The following is a 16,081-nucleotide window of genomic DNA, read 5'->3' as shown; positions in this document are numbered from 1 at the left end:
CTGGCATTACAGCATGTCGGGCTTGAACCGCCGTCGACGCGAGACTTCGGCGCCGGACACCATGAACTGGCCATCGCCCCGGTAATGCACCGTGCGCGGCAGTTTCGGCCGGGGCGCGACGTGGGCGCGCACGATTTCCCAGATGAACAGGTTGCTCGATTGCACCTGGCTGTCGTCGTAGAGTCGGCATTCGAAGCACGAATGACATTGGCCGACCAGCGGCGCGCCGACCTCGCGCGCGGGCAGCGCATCGAGCTCGAAACGGGCGAACTTGTCGACCTCGCGGCCGCTGCAGTTGCCGATGTCGACCACGGTGTCGAGCAGTTCCACCCCCGGCACATTGATCACGCAATCGCCGCTGCCACGGGCCAGCGCGTGGCTGTGGTTCGCGTCCCACAGGTAGGTGGCGACCAATGACGGCGAGAAACCCATCACCATGTGCCAGCCCAGCGTCATCAGGTTGCGCTGGCCACGCCAGGCGGTACTGACCAGCACGATCGGGCCAGGTTCGAGGAAGCGGCGGGCCTGCTCGACCGGGAAATCCTTCTTGGGCAGCGGCTTCATCCGGGGCCTGGGGCGGGAGGCATCGATGCTGGCGCAGCCAGGATGAACCTGGAGTCGAGGGGCTTGACAGGCGATTCGATTACGCGCGTAATCGGTTTATCGATTACGGACGTAAACAATGACTCCGATCAGCGAAGCCGAAGCCGTTGTGATGGAGGTGCTGTGGCAGCAGGCACCGCGTAGCGCCGATGAAGTGGTCGCCGCACTGGCCCACCGCGACTGGGCCGAACCGACCATCAAGACCCTGCTCAATCGTCTGCTGACCAAGGGCGCGATTGCTGCCGAGCGTGATGGCCGGCGCTACCTGTACCGGCCGCTGCTGCAGCGCCAGGCTTGGGTGGCGGCACAGAGCCAGGATTTCATCGGTCGTGTCTTTGAAGGGCGCGTGGCGCCGCTGGTCGCGCACTTCAGCGAGCGCGGCCAGTTGAGCGCGCAGGACATCACCGAACTGAAGAAACTGATCCAGGAGCTGGACCATGACTGAGCTGCTCAACGGAGTGTGGCAGGCCAGCCTGTGGTTGGCGGTGGGCGCGGTCCTGCTGGCGGTGATGCGGCCGCTGCTGGTGCGATTGGGGGGCGCTGGTCTGGCATACCGCAGCTGGTGGCTGCTGCTGATGCTGCTGCTGGCACTGATGCTGCCGTTGCCGCAGGTTGCGTTGTTGCAGCAGGTACCCACGCTGCCGCTGAAAGTGCTGCCCGGTGCCATTGATGGCGCGGCCGGCCAGTCCTTGCCATGGGCCGGGTTGTTGCTGGCATTCTGGGCCGTGGGCACGGGCCTCTGCCTGCTGCGCGACCTGCGCGCGCAGCGTCGATTCGAACGGCGCATGGGTCCACTGACGCCGCGCACCGATGGCAGCTGGCAGGCCAGCGCCGACCCGGGCCTGCCAGCGCTGGTTGGCCTGTGGCGGCCGCGCATCGTGGTCGGCCCTGACTTCGACCAGCACTTCAGTGCACAGGAACAGCACCTGATCCTGCAGCACGAACGCAGCCACCGTCGCAATGGCGACCACTGGGCCAACGGCGCGCTGCTGCTGGTGCGCGCGCTGTTCTGGTTCCACCCGCTGCTGCCGTGGGCCGCGCGCCGCTTCCTGCGCGACCAGGAACTGGCCTGCGATGCCCGCACCATCGGCCCGCAGCCTGCGCTGCGCGGCCTCTATGCCAGCATGCTGCTGAAGGCGCAGCTGGTCCACCCGGTTGCGCCAGCGGTCTGCCATTGGCGCAGCCAACCCGTGTTGAAGGAGCGTATCGCCATGTTGAAGCAGTCCAAGCGGAAGGCATTGCCGTGGGTGTCGGGACAGGTACTGGTGGTCGGGGTGTGCCTGGGAATGGGAGCGGTGGCGTGGGCCAGCCAGGGCGGAGGCGCGGGAGGCCCGGCAGGGTCCGTCATGGATCGGGAGATCCAGGTCGACAAGATGCCGCCGCCGTCCTATCCGAAATCTGCGGTCGAGCAGCGCCAGGTGGGCGTGGTGAACCTGCGCGTGGAAGTGGATGCCCAAGGCCGTCCCACCGACGTCCAGGTGCTCAGCGCCACCAATCCGGGGGTGTTCGATGCTGTCTCGATTGCTGCGGCGCGCAGCTGGACCTATCGGCCCGCAGTGAAGAACGGCAAGCCGGTGGCCGGTGCCGTGCGCGTCCCGATTACCTACGCCATGGATGACACCGAGGACACGAAGTGAAGCGAGCGCCGCTGCTGATGATGGCGGTGCTGCTGGCGGGATGTGCAACCCAGGATCGCCTGACCACCGCCGATACCCGCAGCGAGAATGTGGGTCACCAGCGCCTGCGACCCGATGCGGGGGGAGGGACCGGCCAGATCCAGCCCTACGCGCTGGCCGCCAGCGAAGGCTACCGCATGCCACAACTGCATACGGCACCGGACCCAGTAGTGGGCGAGCGTGATCCACGCACCTCGCTGCCGCCGACTACGGTCTGCCTGCAGGTGGTGGTGGATGCGCAGGGCAGCGTTGAGCGCAGCATCCCGCTGACCGACCGCAGCGAATGCAGTGCGGGTGAGGCACCGGAGAATGCGCCCTTGCTGCAGGCAGCGCAGGAGGCGGTTGCCATGTGGAAGTACTCGTCCGCCGCAGTCTGCCACTTCGCGGCAGGCAAAGTGCCGGCTGATCGCGGCGACTGCCGCAGTGCCGAGCGCATCGAGCCGGTGCCGGTCAGCCTGCTGTACGCCTTCACCTTCGAGGTCGTGAAGGGCCAGCAGACGGTCCGCATGCAGGGAAAATGATCGCGCGTGATGCCGGGTAGCGCCGGGCCATGCCCGGCCAGTACAGCGACGTCGATCAGGCGCCGCCCTGGATGTTGGCCTTCACTGCGGGCTGCATCAGTTTCGGTTCTTCCAGCGTGGCATCGCGGGCCTGTCGCACGCTGATGAACTCCGCCTCGGCTACGCCGTCATGCACGTGGATGTTGTGCGCGCGCTGTTCGCCGATGGTGGTTTCGTTGGCAAAGCCGCGTCCACCCGGGCCGTAGTCGTGGCAGACGAACACGCGCGTTGCATCGGGCAAGGCCAGCAGGCGCTGGATCGAACGGTACAGCTGTGCGGCATCGCCGCCCGGGAAATCGCAGCGGGCGGTGCCGCCGTCGGGCATGAACAGCGAGTCGCCGGTGAACAGCGCATCGTCGATCAGGTAGGCGATGCTGTCGCTGGTATGGCCGGGCACGGCGATCACCTGGCAGCGCAGTTCGCCCAGAGCGAAGGTTTCGCCGTCGCTGAACAGGTGATCGAAGATTTCATCTGCGGCAGGAAGCTGCAGGCCATAGCGTGGTGCAAACGTTGCCTGTACCGCGCGGATGCCTTCGCCGATGGCCAGCGTGGCCTGCGGGAAACGATGCTTCAGGCGGCGCCCGGCCGACACATGGTCAGCGTGGGCATGGGTTTCCAGCAGCCAGCGCAGCTGCAGACCGTGTTGCTCGATGGCCTGCAACGCGGCATGCAGCGGCGCTTCACTGCTGGCGTCGGTATCCGGGTCGTAGTCCAGGACCGGGTCGATCAGCGCTGCCTCGCTACTGGCCGGGTCGCTGACCAGGTAGCTGAAGGTATTGCTGTCACGGTGGAAGAACGACTGCACCTGGACTGACATTGGAACCCTCCTCAGCGCGCGCCGAGCACGCGGTTCAGCAACTGCGCCAGGTTTTCACCGGCCAGCCGCAGCTGCGCTTCGGCCAGCGGCCGGTAGCGCTCGGTGTATTCGTCACCGATTTTACGCGTGGCCGGATAAACGCCAGCTTGCATGGAAATGCCGCAGCTGGCCTCGGCCCACGTCTGCGGGTCGCGCTGCGGGTTGGACTGGCGCGCCAGCTTCGGCGCGCGCTGGCTCTGCAGCAGCGGCAGGTAGCCCGCGTCGTCCAGCTTGCGGGTGTTGAGCATGCCGCTGTCCCACAGCGAGTGCAGGTTGGTACCGCGGTTGCCGAACTGCAGCTGGAAATCGTTGCCGCCCTTGTCGTGCGCGTAACCGGCGTGCATCGGCTGATGGATGTCGCCGACCAGGTGCACGACGAACTTCAGCGCCTGCAGACGCTCGCCATCGGTCAGGCTGCGGTCGCCGAGGATGGTGCTCTGTGCCTTCAGGGCCTCGACGATGCAGTTGCCGTTCCTGCAGTGCTTCGGTGCTTCGTAATGGCAATTGTCTTCGGCGATGTTGACGTAGTGCCAGCCGGCCGAACGACGACCCAGGCCCGGGTCCTTGGCGCGCAACTGGTCGGCCCAGGGCGCGATGCTGGCCAGCGTGGCGTCCGGTTCGGTGGCCAGCAGGCGATCCACTTCGGCACGGGCGGTGGGATTGAGGCGGGCGTCGGCGACTTCGGCGACAAGGCGGTGGCCTTGCGCGCCCCAGGCATGGGCCGGGGCGGAAGCGGACAGCAGGGCCGGCGCCAGGGCGGCGGCGAGGAACAGGGAGTGCAGGGCTTTCATGTGCACATTCTAGCGGGGTAGGTGGATTGAAGAGCGGCGCGTTCCTGTTCCGAAGCGGGAGCGCAGCGGGAGGCGCGGCGTGTCCCGGCTCTGCTCCCCGCCCCGCCCCAGCTCCGGAACCGCTTCAGTCCCAGGCACAAAAAAGCCCCGGCAATCACCGGGGCAACATGCTGCGAGGGTTTTGCGTATGGCGGGGGAGCGGGGGCGAAGCCCCCGCGCCCAACACACCGCTTAGAACTTGAAGACGTACGAAGCGCCGTAGACCAGCGGATCGATGTTGACCGTGCCGATCTTCTCGCCGTTCAACTTCACCTTGCTGTCGATGTCGATCCAGCGCATGTCCACACGCAGGGCGCCCTTCTCGCCGATCGCGAAGTCGATGCCCGCATGCGCGGCCAGACCCCACGAATCCTGCAGCTTCAGCTTGCTGCCGGCCAGCGCACCGGTGGTGTCTTCGCTGAAGAAGGTCGTGTAGTTCACGCCCGCGCCGACGAACGGCGAGACCTTGCCCTTGCTGTTGAAGTGGTACTGCAGGGTGACCACCGGCGGCAACTGCTTGGTGCTGCCGACGCGGCCGAGGCCATTGATGTTGATGTCGTGCTTGAACGGCAGCGCGGCCAGCACTTCGATGCCCAGGTTGTCGGCAATGAAGTACTCGCCGGTGATGGTCGGCTTGACGTCGTTGTCGACGTCGACCTTCAGCGTGTGGCCGGCCAGCCAGCCGTTGTTCGACTTCGGCGCCACCTGGTGGACGCCGGCCGAGACGGTCCAGTCGCCCTTTGACTGGGCCATGGCCGGGGCGGCGGCGAGGGACAGGGCGGCAGCCAGGCCGGCCAGGATCAGGGGGGAGGTCTTGCGCATGGGGGTGATCTCGTTGCTGGGTGGATGGCGACAGTCTCGGCCTCACGCCGTGCTAACGCTTTGATCCGGATCAAATCCTTTCCGCCGGCCCTCTGGCCCGGGCGCTGGCCCACGGTGGCCAGCCCCGGTTTGCTAGACTTGTGGGCCCTATCCATCCCGCCGCACCCGTAGCGGCCGCAGGAGCTTGAGAAATGGCAATCAAGGTTGGTATCAACGGTTTCGGTCGCATCGGGCGTAACGTCCTGCGCTCGGCGGTGCTGAACTTCGGCGACGACATCGAAATCGTGGCCATCAACGATCTGCTGGAGCCGGACTACCTGGCGTACATGCTCAAGTACGACTCCGTGCACGGCCGCTTCAAGGCCGACGTGGCGGTGCAGGGCAACGACCTGCTGGTCAACGGCAAGAAGATCCGCCTGACCCAGGAACGCGACCCGGCCAACCTGAAGTGGGATGAAGTCGGTGCCGACGTGGTGCTGGAAGCCACCGGCCTGTTCCTGACCAAGGAAACCGCGCAGAAGCACATCGATGCCGGCGCCAAGAAGGTCATCATGTCGGCGCCGTCGAAGGACGACACGCCGATGTTCGTCTACGGCGTGAACGACAAGACCTACGCCGGCCAGGCGATCATTTCCAACGCCTCGTGCACCACCAACTGCCTGGCCCCGCTGGCCAAGGTCATCAATGACAAGTGGGGCATCAAGCGCGGCCTGATGACCACCGTGCATGCGGCAACCGCCACCCAGAAGACCGTCGATGGCCCGTCCAACAAGGACTGGCGCGGTGGCCGTGGCATCCTGGAGAACATCATCCCGTCGTCCACCGGTGCGGCCAAGGCCGTCGGCGTGGTCATCCCGGAACTGAACAAGAAGCTGACCGGCATGAGCTTCCGCGTCCCGACCTCGGACGTGTCGGTGGTCGACCTGACCGTCGAACTGGAAAAGGAAGCCACCTACGCCGAGATCTGCGCGGAAGTGAAGGCACAGAGCGAAGGCCCGCTGAAGGGCATCCTGGGCTACACCGAAGACAAGGTGGTGGCCACCGATTTCCGCGGCGAAACCTGCACTTCGGTGTTCGACGCCGACGCTGGCATCGCCCTGGACGGCACCTTCGTCAAGCTGGTGACCTGGTACGACAACGAGTGGGGCTACTCGAACAAGTGCCTGGAAATGGCCAAGGTCATCGCCGCCAAGTAAGGCCGGCGAAGATCGCACACGGACCCCGGCCTGGCCGGGGTTCGTCGTTTATGGGGCCGGCCCTGTCGTAGCATGGGCCGGTCGACCGCTGCCGCTGGGGCGCGGGAACGCTATGGAAGCACGCAATGGAAGCACTGATTGCCCTGGTCGTACTGGTCCTGCTGGCCATCCCGCTGCTGCTGGTAGTGGCGCTGGTGATGATTGCCGGCCTGCGCCGCCGCGTCGCCGCGCTGGAAAGCGCCATGGCTGTCGCGCCGGTCGCCGCCATGCACGCGCCTGAACGGCCTGCGGCCCCCCCTGTGGCCAGTGTCGATCCACCGTTCCTGCGGCCGGTGGCGGCTGCTGCACCGCCTCCGCCTCCGCCTCAGCCAACGCCGGTGCGCGAAGCGGTGCCTGCGGCAACGGAGGCGCCGCGCCCGATCGCCCCACCGCCGGTGCCACCCGCGCCGATGCAGCCACCATTGCCTTCCGGACCGGCGCTGCCGAACTTCATCGAGCGCGGCATTGGCGCGGTCAAGCGCTGGTTCACCGAGGGCAACGTGCCGGTGAAGATCGGCATGCTGGTGCTGCTGGCCGGTGTCGCTGCGCTGCTGAAGTACGTCAGCGACCAGGGCTGGCTGGTGCTGCCGATCGAGCTGCGCCTGGCCGGTGTTACCGTCGGTGCACTGGGCCTGCTGGCGTTCGGCTGGCACCAGCGCGAGCGTCGGCGCCTGTTTGCGCTGGCCTTGCAGGGTGGTGCCATCGGCGTGCTGCTGCTGACCATCTTCGCGGCCTTCAAGCGTTTCGAGCTGATTCCGCCGGGCTTCGCCTTCGTCAGCTCCATTGCACTGGTGGCCGCGCTGTGCGTGCTGGCGGTGGTGCAGAACTCGCGCACGCTGGCGGTGCTGGGCATCCTCGCCGGCTTCATGGCACCGCTGTGGCTGTCCACCGGCAGCGGCAACCACGTGGGGTTGTTCAGCTACTACGCCGTGCTCAACGCCGGCATCTTCGCCATTGCCTGGTTCCGACCGTGGCGCGCGCTGAACCTGCTGGGCTTCGCCTTCACCTTCGGTATCGGCACGTTCTGGGGCGTGCTGCAGTACGCGCCTGACAAGTTCAGCAGCACCGAGCCGTTCCTGCTGCTGTTCTTCGCCTTCTACCTGCTGATCCCATTGCTCTACGCACGCCGGCAGCCCGCCGGGCAGCGTGACCTGGTCGATGGCAGCCTGGTGTTCGGTACGCCGTTGGTCGCGTTCTCGTTGCAGGCGGGGATGCTGTACCAGCAGCCGATGACGCTGGCGCTGTGCGCACTGGGCCTGGCCGCGATCTACGCGGCGCTGGCGTGGGCGTTGATCAGGCGCGCGTCGTACACCGTGCTGGCGCAGTCGCACGCGGTGCTGGCGGTGGGCTTTGCCACGCTGGCGGTGCCGCTGGCCTTGTCGGCGCGGGCCACCGGCGCGGTCTTCGCGCTGGAAGGCGCCGGACTGGCCTGGTTGGGCCTGCGCCAGAAGCGCTGGCTGCCGCAGGTGTCCGGCGCGCTGCTGCAGATGGGCGCTGCGTTCGCCTTCGTGGCCGGTGGCGATCACTGGCATGAGGACCTGCGCTTCCTGATCAATCCGACTGCCATCGGGGCGCTGCTGCTGGCCCTGGCCGGCTTCGCGTCGGCCTGGAGCTACCAGCGCAGGTCACGCCGTGAGATCGCCCTGGTCTACTACCTGTGGGGCCTGCTGTGGTGGCTGGGCGGCATGGTGCATGAGATCACCCGCTTCTTCCCGTACCGCACCGAAGTGGACGCGTTGCTGGTGCTGGCCGCCGTCACTGCCTGGCTGGCCGCCGAAATGCAGCGCCGTCAGCCGGCACGCGCACTGGGCGTGACCGCGCTGGCCATGCTGGCGCTGGGCTTCCCGCTGGCGCTGATGCAGAGCGACGCGCACCATCAGCCGTTCGCCGGCTACGGTGCGCTGGCCTGGGCGGTGTTCGCGGTGATGGGCGTGCGCACGCTGCTCTGCCTGCGCCAGGGGGGCGACAGCGTGGCGCGCATCGCGCAGTTCCTGTGGTGGCTGTTGTGGCCGTCTCTGCTTTCGCTGCTGGCCCTGTGGGGCGGTGGCGAGGCCGGTCTGGCACAGGGCTGGACCACGTTGCTGGTGACGGTGCCGTGGCTGCTGATGGCGGCGCTGTCGCTGTGGCGCTGGAATGCGCTGCGCTGGCCGCTGGGTGCAGCGTTCGATCGCGTGCGCCAGCCGCTGCAGTGTGTGCTGTTCGGCCTGTTGTCGATCGGCTGGCTGTTCGGACAGCTGCTGCCGGGCGATGCTGCGCCGCTGCTCTGGCTGCCGGTATTGAATCCGGCCGATCTCGGACAGTGGCTGAGCCTGTTGCTGCTTGCACGCTGGCTGTACAGCGATCAGGCGCCGAAGACCCTGTCGGGAATGCGCATGCCGCTGCTGTCACTGGCAACGTTCGTCGCGCTGACCAGCGTGGTGCTGCATGGCGTGCATCAGTGGGGTGGCCTGTCGTGGAGTGCGTCGATGATGCGTTCCAGCCTGGCGCAGACCAGCCTGACCGTGCTGTGGAGCGTGCTCGGCGTGATTGCCTGGGTGTGGGGATCGCGCCGTGGCCAGCGCGTGTTGTGGATGGTCGGTGCCGTGCTGATGGGCGTGGTGCTGGCCAAGCTGGTCATCGTCGATCGCCAGCACCTGGGCAACCTGCTGGGCATCGCATCGTTCATCGCCTACGGCCTGCTGTGCACGGTCGTGGGTTATCTGGCACCGGCGCCGCCCAGCGCGGCGCCGTCCGTGGAGGAAAAACAATGAGGAAGTGGAGCAGGGCGCTGCTGCCGGCGATGTTCGGCATGCTGGCCGCCGTCGCGGTGCAGGCCGCCGACTACCGCACGCAGTACGCCGAGCAGTGGCCGCTGACGCTGTCCAGCGCACAGTCCGGTGCGTACAGGGTGGTTCTGGAGCCGGCGATCTATCGCCGTGCAGGTGCCGCAGACCTGGGTGACCTGCAGGTGTTCAACGCCGCCGGCCAATCGTTGCCATCGGCATTGCTGGCGCCGGACCAGCCACTGGCACAGCCGCCGGTGCAGCGTGAGCTGCCGTGGTTTGCGCTGCCGCCGCTGGCCGAAGCACAGCGCAACGATCTGCAGTTGCTGACCGAGCGCGATACCGATGGCCGTGTCCGTCGCGTCGAAGCACGCGTGAGCGGCGGTGCGGCAGCGAACGGGCAGGGTGATTGGCTGATCGATGCCAGCGTGCTCGGCCAGCAACCGTTGGCGGCACTGGTGCTGGACTGGGCTGACAGCGGACAGCCGTTGCAGGCGCAGGTGCAGCTGGATGCCAGCGACGACCTGCAGCACTGGCGTCCGATCGGGCGTGACATCCCGCTGGTCGACCTGCAGCGTGCTGGCAAGCGCCTGCTGCAGCGCCGCCTGCAGGTGGACGGCGAGGCGCGCTATCTGCGCGTGCTGGCGCAGGGCGATGCGCGCCTGCCGACGCTGCGCAGCGTGCTGGCCGAGCTGCCGCCGGCGCCGGCCACGCTGCCGTGGGAGTGGCTGTCGCTGGAACCGACCTCGAAGGGCAAGGGTGAATACACCTTCGAACTCGACGGCCGTTTCCCGGTAGCGCGCGCGGATGTGACCAGCGCCGACAACAGCCTGGTGCAGTGGACGTTGTTCAGCCGCGATGACGAGAGTGCGGAATGGCAGCGCCGCAGTGCGCCATGGATTGCGTACCAACTGCAGCAGGGCGCGCAGGGCCAGCGCCAGCAATCAGCGGCCCAGCCGCTGGGGGGCGTGCATCGTGACCGCTACTGGAAGCTGGTGGCGAACCCGGCGGAAACTGCGACCGCACCGACCCTGCGCCTGGGCTACCAGCCGGAAGTACTGGTGTTCCTGAGCCAGGGGGCAGCACCGTATGCACTGGCAGTGGGCAGCGCGACCGCGCGCCGCATGGAAGCGCCGATCGGTGTGTTGATCGAGGAACTGCGGCAGCGCAATGATCCGTCGTGGCAGCCGACGCTGGCGCGCCTGGAGGGCAGCCCGGAGCTGCTGGCCGGTGACGCGGCGCTGAAGCCGCAGCGCGACTGGAAGGCGTGGTTGCTGTGGGCACTGCTGGGGCTGGGGGTGCTGGTGGTGGGTGGCCTGGCGGTCAGCCTGCTTCGGCAGAAGCCTGCGCCTTCGGCGTAGTTTCCGGCGAACGGCGGAGCCCCTCGTGGGTGGTCATTCTTCGAGCAAAAGCCGCGCTTGGCCGGGCGGGTGGGTTGTCTGGGGGACGCCGTGAATACGTCCCTGTAGGCTCGGTCGCCGCATCCATGCGGCTCACGCCCCCAGCCAACCCACCCGCCCGGCCACGGACAGTTTCCGTGTGCGTCCACCCACGTAGAAAAAAAGAAAAGCAAAAGCGGGTCGCGCGCTTCGCGCACCCCTTCTTTCTTCAACCGACACCACACACTGCTCTTGCGTTTGCCATCCGCTCTACCTCATGAACCTGTCGAGGCCGGGGCGGTGCGGGTTGGCAGGGGTGTCAGCCGCATGGATGCGGCTGCCAAGCCTCCACGGACGGATTCACGGCGTCCCCTGCCAGCCCGCACCGCCCCGGCCCACCCACAGCATCACAAGGCGCCAGCGCTTTGGCTTTGGCCGCTGCTGTTGCTGTTGCTGTGCGCCTCTGCCTGCCGCAGGCATCGGCCCTCCCACCACCCGCACCCGATACAATGGCCGTCTGCCGTACCCCGGCATCCCGTCCCCGAGCCAAAGAGTTGCCCATGTCCATCGTCCGCATGACCGACCTCGACCTCTCCGGCAAGCGCGTGCTGATCCGCCAGGATCTGAACGTGCCGATCGAGAATGGCCGCATCACCTCCGAACAGCGCATCACTGCTTCGCTGCCGACGCTCAAGCACGCGCTGGAGCAGGGCGCGGCGGTGATGGTCACCTCGCACCTGGGGCGCCCGAAGGAAGGTGTGTGGAGCGAGGCCGATTCGCTGGCGCCGGTGGCCCAGCGCCTGTCCGAGCTGCTCGGTCGCGAGGTTCCGCTGGTGCGCGACTGGGTCGACGGCGTCGAGGTCCAGCCGGGCCAGCTGGTGCTGCTGGAAAACTGCCGCATGAACGTCGGCGAGGGCAAGGACGATGAAGCCCTGTCGAAGAAGTACGCCGCCCTGTGCGATGTGTTCGTGATGGACGCCTTCGGCACCGCGCACCGTGCGCAGGCCTCCACCCACGGTGTCATCCGCTTCGCCCCGGTTGCTGCCGGTGGCCCGCTGCTGATGGCCGAACTGGACGCGCTGGCGCAGGCGCTGGATGCACCGGCCAAGCCGCTGCTGGCCATCGTCGCCGGCAGCAAGGTCAGCACCAAGCTGGAACTGCTGGCCAACCTGGTCGGCAAGGTCGACCAGCTGATCGTCGGTGGTGGCATCGCCAACACCTTCATCGCTGCCGCCGGCTACAACGTCGGCAAGTCGCTGTACGAGCCGGACCTGCTGGACACCGCGAAGAAGATCGTGGCCGATGCCAAGGCGCGCGGCGCCGACATCCCGCTGCCGGTGGACGTGGTGACCGCCAAGCAGTTCATGCCCGACGCGGTCGCCGAGGTGAAGGCGGTCGACGCCGTTGCCGAAGATGATCTGATCCTGGACATCGGCCCGCAGACCGCGGCGCAGTACGCGCAGCTGATCGAGAAGGCTGGCACCGTGGTCTGGAACGGCCCGGTCGGTGTGTTCGAGTTCGAAGCCTTCAGCAAGGGCACCGAAGCGCTGGCCCGCGCCATCGCCAGCTCCAAGGCGTTCTCCATCGCCGGTGGCGGCGACACCCTGGCGGCGGTCGACAAGTTCGATATCGCCCAGCAGGTCAGCTACATCTCCACCGGCGGCGGCGCGTTCCTGGAGTTCCTGGAGGGCAAGACCCTGCCGGCGGTGGCCGCACTCGACGCGCGCGGCGCATGAGTGCCGGGCACGGCAAGGATGTCCTGTTCTTCGACCTGGACGGCACGCTGATCGACTCGCAGGTGGGCATCACCGCCTGCATCGCCTATGCGCTGCAGAAGATGGACCATCCGGTGCCGCCGCAGGAGACGCTGCTGGGCTGGATCGGTCCTTCGCTGCGTACCACCTTCACGCCACTGTTCGTCGAACCAGCGCGGGTGGAGCAGGCGGTGGGCTATTACCGCGAGCGCTTCGATGCCGAAGGCTGGCGCGAACACACGGTGTACCCGCAGGTGGAAGACACCCTGCGCACGCTGCATGGCCGAGGCCACCGCCTGGCGGTGGTCACCGCCAAGAACGAGCCGCATGCGCGCCGCATCCTTGCGCACCTGCCGTTTGGCGGGCTGTTCGAGGAGATCGTCGGTTCGACCCTGGACGGCTCGCGCAGCCACAAGCCCGAGCTGGTCGGGGAGGCACTGCGCCGCCTGCAGCTGCAGCCCGCACAGTGCTGGATGATCGGCGACCGCCGCATGGACATCGAGGGCGCACGCCACCACGGCCTGCGCAGCGTGGGCGTGCTGTGGGGTTTTGGCGGTGAGGCCGAACTGACCGAAGCCGGTGCGGGCCAGCTGGCTCGCGAGCCGGCACAGCTGAAGACGCTGTTGGCCTAGCCACCCCGCCTGGAGAGCTGGCCCCACGCTCGGCTGATTGCGGCCCACGGTGCAGCCGGGCATGGCCCGGCTCTACAGAACACCCTGCGCCAGCGTATGTCCGGGTGATGTCCGTTCCATGACCCGCGAAGTCAGGCAGCACAAGGCTGTAACCGTATACATGCGGCGTGAAGGATGTGCTAATTTCCGTTCTTTATCGGGAGAGGCCCATTCACCATGTTCGAGCGTCAGCGTCGCACCAAGATCCTTGCCACCCTCGGTCCGGCCACTGATCCGCCGGGCGTGCTGGAGGATCTGTTCCGCGCCGGCGTCAACGTGGTGCGCCTCAACTTCAGCCATGGTGACCCGTCCGGCCAGGCCAAGCGTGCCGCCGAAGTGCGTGCCGCCGCCGCCCGCGTCGGCGTGGAAGTGGGCATCCTGGCCGACCTGCCGGGCCCGAAGATCCGCATCGAGCGCTTCGCAGAAGGCAAGGTGCAGCTGAAGGCGGGCAACCGCTTCGACCTGATCGCCAGCACCAGCGCCGGCCCGGGTGATGCCACCCAGGTGGGTGTGAGCTACCTCGGCCTGCCGCAGGACGTGGGTCCGGGCGACGTCCTGCTGCTCGACGACGGCCTGATGCAGCTGCAGGTGGTGGAGGTGCAGGGCGAACGCATCATCAATACCGTACTGAACGACGGTGTGCTGTCCGACCGCAAGGGCCTGAACAAGCAGGGCGGCGGCCTCTCGTTGGGCGCGCTGACCGAGCGCGACAAGGAACTGATCGGCATCGTCGCCAAGATCGGTGTCGACTTCATCGCTGTGTCGTTCTGCCGCAACGCGCAGGACATGAACGATGCGCGTGACATCGCCCGCTCGCATGGCTGTGATGCTGCACTGGTGTCGAAGATCGAGCGCACCGAGGCCATTGAGAACCTGGAAGAAATCGTCGAGGCCAGCGACGTGGTGATGGTCGCCCGTGGCGACCTTGGCGTGGAGATCGGCGATGCCGAACTGCCGGGCCTGCAGAAGAAGATCATCAAGGCCTCGCTGGCACAGAACAAGGTGGTGATCACCGCCACGCAGATGCTGCAGTCGATGGTGGAAAGCCCGATTCCGACCCGTGCCGAAGTGCTGGACGTGGCCAACTCGGTCATCGACGGCACCGATGCGGTGATGCTGTCGGCCGAGACCGCTGCAGGTGCCTGGCCGGTCAAGGCGGTCGAAGCAATGGCGCGCATCTGCCTGGGGGCCGAGCGCCAGTTCCAGACCGAGACCGACTTCAACGCTTCGCCGCGCAACCTCGAGCGTGCCGACCAGGCCATTGCCATGGCCACCATGTTCCTGTCCCAGCACGTGGGCGTGCGCGCGATCGTGGCAATGACCGAGTCCGGTGGCACCGCGCGTTACCTATCGCGTTTCCGCGCCAAGGCGCCGGTGTTCGCGGTGACCCGCCATGACGGCGCGCGCCGGCAGATGGCGCTGATGCGCGATGTGTTCCCGATCAACTTCGACAGCCGCGGCCTGACCCCGCGCGAAGCCGCGCGCGGCAGCATCCGCCTGCTGGTGGAAGCCGAACTGCTGCAGGCCGGCGACCGCGTCGTGTTCACCAGCGGCGAGCACATGGAAACCCACGGTGCCACCAATACCCTGCGCCTGCTGGAAGTGGGTGAAGACGGCCGCGCCATTGGGCTGGGCGATCTGTAAACCCAGTCGGTCTTGGGTCGGAGCCGCTGCGCGGATCCGACCCGGGGTCAGATCCCCAAAGGGGCTCTGACCCCATGCCGCAGGACATCCCTTGTCCTGCGCGGACATTGGAATCGTTTCCATCCTGGCCTCGACACCGGGGCAACGGGCAGCGGGGCTATACTTACGTTTTTCCCGCACCCGCCACAGGAAATACATGAGCATCGAACAGCTGGCCGAAACCGCCCAGGCCATGGTCGCCCCGGGCAAGGGCATCATCGCGATCGACGAATCCACCGCTACCATCGCCAAGCGTTTCGCCGGCGTCGGTATCGAGAACACCGAGGAGAACCGTCGTGCCTACCGCGAGCTGCTGCTGACCACGCCGAAGCTCAACGAGCACATTTCCGGCGCCATCCTGTACGACGAAACCATCCGCCAGTCGACCAGGGACGGCGTGCCGTTCGCCAAGTACATGGCCGACCACGGCATGATTCCGGGCATCAAGGTGGACAAGGGTGCGCACCCTCTGGCCGGCTGCCCGGGCGAGCTGGTCACCGAAGGCCTGGACGGCCTGCGCGAGCGCCTGCAGGAGTACTACAAGCTGGGTGCGCGCTTCGCCAAGTGGCGTGCGGTCATCAACATCGGCGAGAGCATTCCGTCGGGCACCTGCATCGAGTCCAACGCCCATGCGCTGGCCCGTTATGCCGCCCTGTGCCAGGAATGCGGCCTGGTGCCGATGGTCGAGCCGGAAGTGATCATGGACGGCGACCACGACATCGAGACCTGCTACGAAGTCACCGAAGCCACCCTGCGTTCGCTGTTCGACGCGCTGTACCAGCAGAACGTGCTGCTGGAAGGCACCATCCTGAAGGCGTCCATGGTCATCTCCGGCAAGAACTGCGATGAGCAGGCCGACGTCGAGGAAGTGGCCGAGTCGACCGTGATGTGCCTGAAGAGCACCGTGCCGGCCATCCTGCCGGGCGTGGTGTTCCTGTCCGGTGGCCAGAGCGACGAGCAGTCCACCGAGCACCTGAACGCGATGAACCAGCTGGGCAACCTGCCGTGGCCGCTGAGCTTCTCCTACGGCCGCGCCATGCAGCAGGCCGCGCTGAAGCTGTGGGCCAAGGACATGAAGGGCAACTACGCAGCCGCCCAGAAGACCGTGTACGAGCGTGCCAAGGACAACGGCCTGGCTGCGCTGGGCAAGTGGAACGGTTGATCCGTCCCATCGCTGGATGAACAAGGCAGCGCCGGCATCACGCCGGCGTTTGCTTTTGCGGGTATCTTTTCCGCCCCCGCGTGCCCGG

The 16,081-nt window shown here is 67.1% G+C and carries 14 protein-coding genes; 10 read left to right on the top strand and 4 right to left on the bottom strand.

The features are described from left to right. Positions 1-6 precede the first annotated feature (6 nt). Positions 7-564 (bottom strand): flavin reductase family protein, encoded by a 558-nt coding sequence (locus AC5P6X_RS20570; protein ID WP_049450458.1) that lies wholly within the window; start codon positions 562-564, stop codon positions 7-9. A gap of 118 nt (positions 565-682) precedes the next feature. Here AC5P6X_RS20570 and AC5P6X_RS20565 point away from each other — a divergent pair, with 118 nt between their 5' ends. The 3 genes from AC5P6X_RS20565 to AC5P6X_RS20555 are packed head-to-tail and all read left to right on the top strand — an operon-like array spanning position 683 to position 2,800. Next, the gene (locus AC5P6X_RS20565; protein ID WP_049450457.1) at positions 683-1,048 is read left to right on the top strand and encodes a BlaI/MecI/CopY family transcriptional regulator; all 366 of its coding nucleotides are present in this window, start codon (positions 683-685) and stop codon (positions 1,046-1,048) included. Then, on the top strand, positions 1,041-2,240 hold the full coding sequence (locus tag AC5P6X_RS20560; protein WP_108270670.1) for a M56 family metallopeptidase: 1,200 nt from the start codon (positions 1,041-1,043) through the stop codon (positions 2,238-2,240). The genes AC5P6X_RS20565 and AC5P6X_RS20560 overlap by 8 nt, the downstream gene beginning before the upstream one ends. Then, positions 2,237-2,800 carry a hypothetical protein gene (locus tag AC5P6X_RS20555; RefSeq protein WP_049450455.1) on the top strand — a complete coding sequence of 188 codons (564 nt, stop codon included), beginning with the start codon at positions 2,237-2,239 and terminating at the stop codon, positions 2,798-2,800. The genes AC5P6X_RS20560 and AC5P6X_RS20555 overlap by 4 nt, the downstream gene beginning before the upstream one ends. A 55-nt stretch (positions 2,801-2,855) precedes the next feature. Here AC5P6X_RS20555 and AC5P6X_RS20550 read toward each other — a convergent pair whose 3' ends face one another. From AC5P6X_RS20550 to AC5P6X_RS20540, 3 genes are all read right to left on the bottom strand, one after another. Continuing rightward, a complete protein-coding gene (locus tag AC5P6X_RS20550) occupies positions 2,856-3,656 on the bottom strand; it encodes an MBL fold metallo-hydrolase (RefSeq protein WP_088436868.1) in 801 nt (266 codons plus the stop codon). A gap of 11 nt (positions 3,657-3,667) precedes the next feature. After that, complete coding sequence (locus AC5P6X_RS20545; protein ID WP_108270671.1) at positions 3,668-4,486, bottom strand: S1/P1 nuclease; 819 nt, start codon at positions 4,484-4,486, stop codon at positions 3,668-3,670. Positions 4,487-4,717: 231 nt separating this feature from the next. Further along, a complete protein-coding gene (locus tag AC5P6X_RS20540) occupies positions 4,718-5,347 on the bottom strand; it encodes an OmpW/AlkL family protein (protein WP_005410839.1) in 630 nt (209 codons plus the stop codon). 191 nt (positions 5,348-5,538) lie between these two features. Here AC5P6X_RS20540 and gap point away from each other — a divergent pair, with 191 nt between their 5' ends. From gap to AC5P6X_RS20505, 7 genes are all read left to right on the top strand, one after another. Further along, positions 5,539-6,543: a type I glyceraldehyde-3-phosphate dehydrogenase gene (gene gap, locus AC5P6X_RS20535; protein ID WP_005414333.1), complete on the top strand. Its 1,005-nt coding sequence runs from the start codon at positions 5,539-5,541 to the stop codon at positions 6,541-6,543. A 125-nt stretch (positions 6,544-6,668) separates the two neighbouring features. After that, complete coding sequence (locus AC5P6X_RS20530) at positions 6,669-9,332, top strand: DUF2339 domain-containing protein (protein WP_108270672.1); 2,664 nt, start codon at positions 6,669-6,671, stop codon at positions 9,330-9,332. Beyond that, positions 9,329-10,705 (top strand): DUF3999 domain-containing protein, encoded by a 1,377-nt coding sequence (locus tag AC5P6X_RS20525; protein ID WP_108270673.1) that lies wholly within the window; start codon positions 9,329-9,331, stop codon positions 10,703-10,705. Before AC5P6X_RS20530 ends, AC5P6X_RS20525 begins: the two co-directional genes overlap by 4 nt. Positions 10,706-11,283: 578 nt before the next feature. Continuing rightward, entirely contained in the window at positions 11,284-12,459 is a 1,176-nt protein-coding gene (locus tag AC5P6X_RS20520; RefSeq protein ID WP_108270621.1) for a phosphoglycerate kinase, read from the top strand. Beyond that, a complete protein-coding gene (locus tag AC5P6X_RS20515) occupies positions 12,456-13,109 on the top strand; it encodes an HAD hydrolase-like protein (RefSeq protein WP_108270620.1) in 654 nt (217 codons plus the stop codon). Before AC5P6X_RS20520 ends, AC5P6X_RS20515 begins: the two co-directional genes overlap by 4 nt. Before the next feature lie 216 nt (positions 13,110-13,325). Then, positions 13,326-14,792, top strand: a complete 1,467-nt coding sequence (gene pyk, locus AC5P6X_RS20510) for a pyruvate kinase (protein WP_005410833.1) — start codon at positions 13,326-13,328, stop codon at positions 14,790-14,792. Between the two features lie 196 nt (positions 14,793-14,988). Then, complete coding sequence (locus tag AC5P6X_RS20505) at positions 14,989-15,993, top strand: class I fructose-bisphosphate aldolase (RefSeq protein ID WP_005410832.1); 1,005 nt, start codon at positions 14,989-14,991, stop codon at positions 15,991-15,993. Positions 15,994-16,081: the final 88 nt, after the last annotated feature.

It is taken from the genome of Stenotrophomonas sp. YJH_SMC_40, from assembly GCF_059368615.1.
This window is presented reverse-complemented; position numbering and strand designations above follow the sequence as displayed.

Coding starts and splice junctions, on each gene's coding strand:
- AC5P6X_RS20525 (WP_108270673.1), top strand. CDS start 9,329: ATGAGGAAGTGGAGCAGGGCGCTGCTGCCGGCGATGTTCGGCATGCTG.
- AC5P6X_RS20530 (WP_108270672.1), top strand. CDS start 6,669: ATGGAAGCACTGATTGCCCTGGTCGTACTGGTCCTGCTGGCCATCCCG.
- AC5P6X_RS20505 (WP_005410832.1), top strand. CDS start 14,989: ATGAGCATCGAACAGCTGGCCGAAACCGCCCAGGCCATGGTCGCCCCG.
- pyk (WP_005410833.1), top strand. CDS start 13,326: ATGTTCGAGCGTCAGCGTCGCACCAAGATCCTTGCCACCCTCGGTCCG.
- AC5P6X_RS20545 (WP_108270671.1), bottom strand. CDS start 4,486: ATGAAAGCCCTGCACTCCCTGTTCCTCGCCGCCGCCCTGGCGCCGGCC.
- AC5P6X_RS20550 (WP_088436868.1), bottom strand. CDS start 3,656: ATGTCAGTCCAGGTGCAGTCGTTCTTCCACCGTGACAGCAATACCTTC.
- gap (WP_005414333.1), top strand. CDS start 5,539: ATGGCAATCAAGGTTGGTATCAACGGTTTCGGTCGCATCGGGCGTAAC.
- AC5P6X_RS20570 (WP_049450458.1), bottom strand. CDS start 564: ATGAAGCCGCTGCCCAAGAAGGATTTCCCGGTCGAGCAGGCCCGCCGC.
- AC5P6X_RS20515 (WP_108270620.1), top strand. CDS start 12,456: ATGAGTGCCGGGCACGGCAAGGATGTCCTGTTCTTCGACCTGGACGGC.
- AC5P6X_RS20540 (WP_005410839.1), bottom strand. CDS start 5,347: ATGCGCAAGACCTCCCCCCTGATCCTGGCCGGCCTGGCTGCCGCCCTG.
- AC5P6X_RS20560 (WP_108270670.1), top strand. CDS start 1,041: ATGACTGAGCTGCTCAACGGAGTGTGGCAGGCCAGCCTGTGGTTGGCG.
- AC5P6X_RS20565 (WP_049450457.1), top strand. CDS start 683: ATGACTCCGATCAGCGAAGCCGAAGCCGTTGTGATGGAGGTGCTGTGG.
- AC5P6X_RS20520 (WP_108270621.1), top strand. CDS start 11,284: ATGTCCATCGTCCGCATGACCGACCTCGACCTCTCCGGCAAGCGCGTG.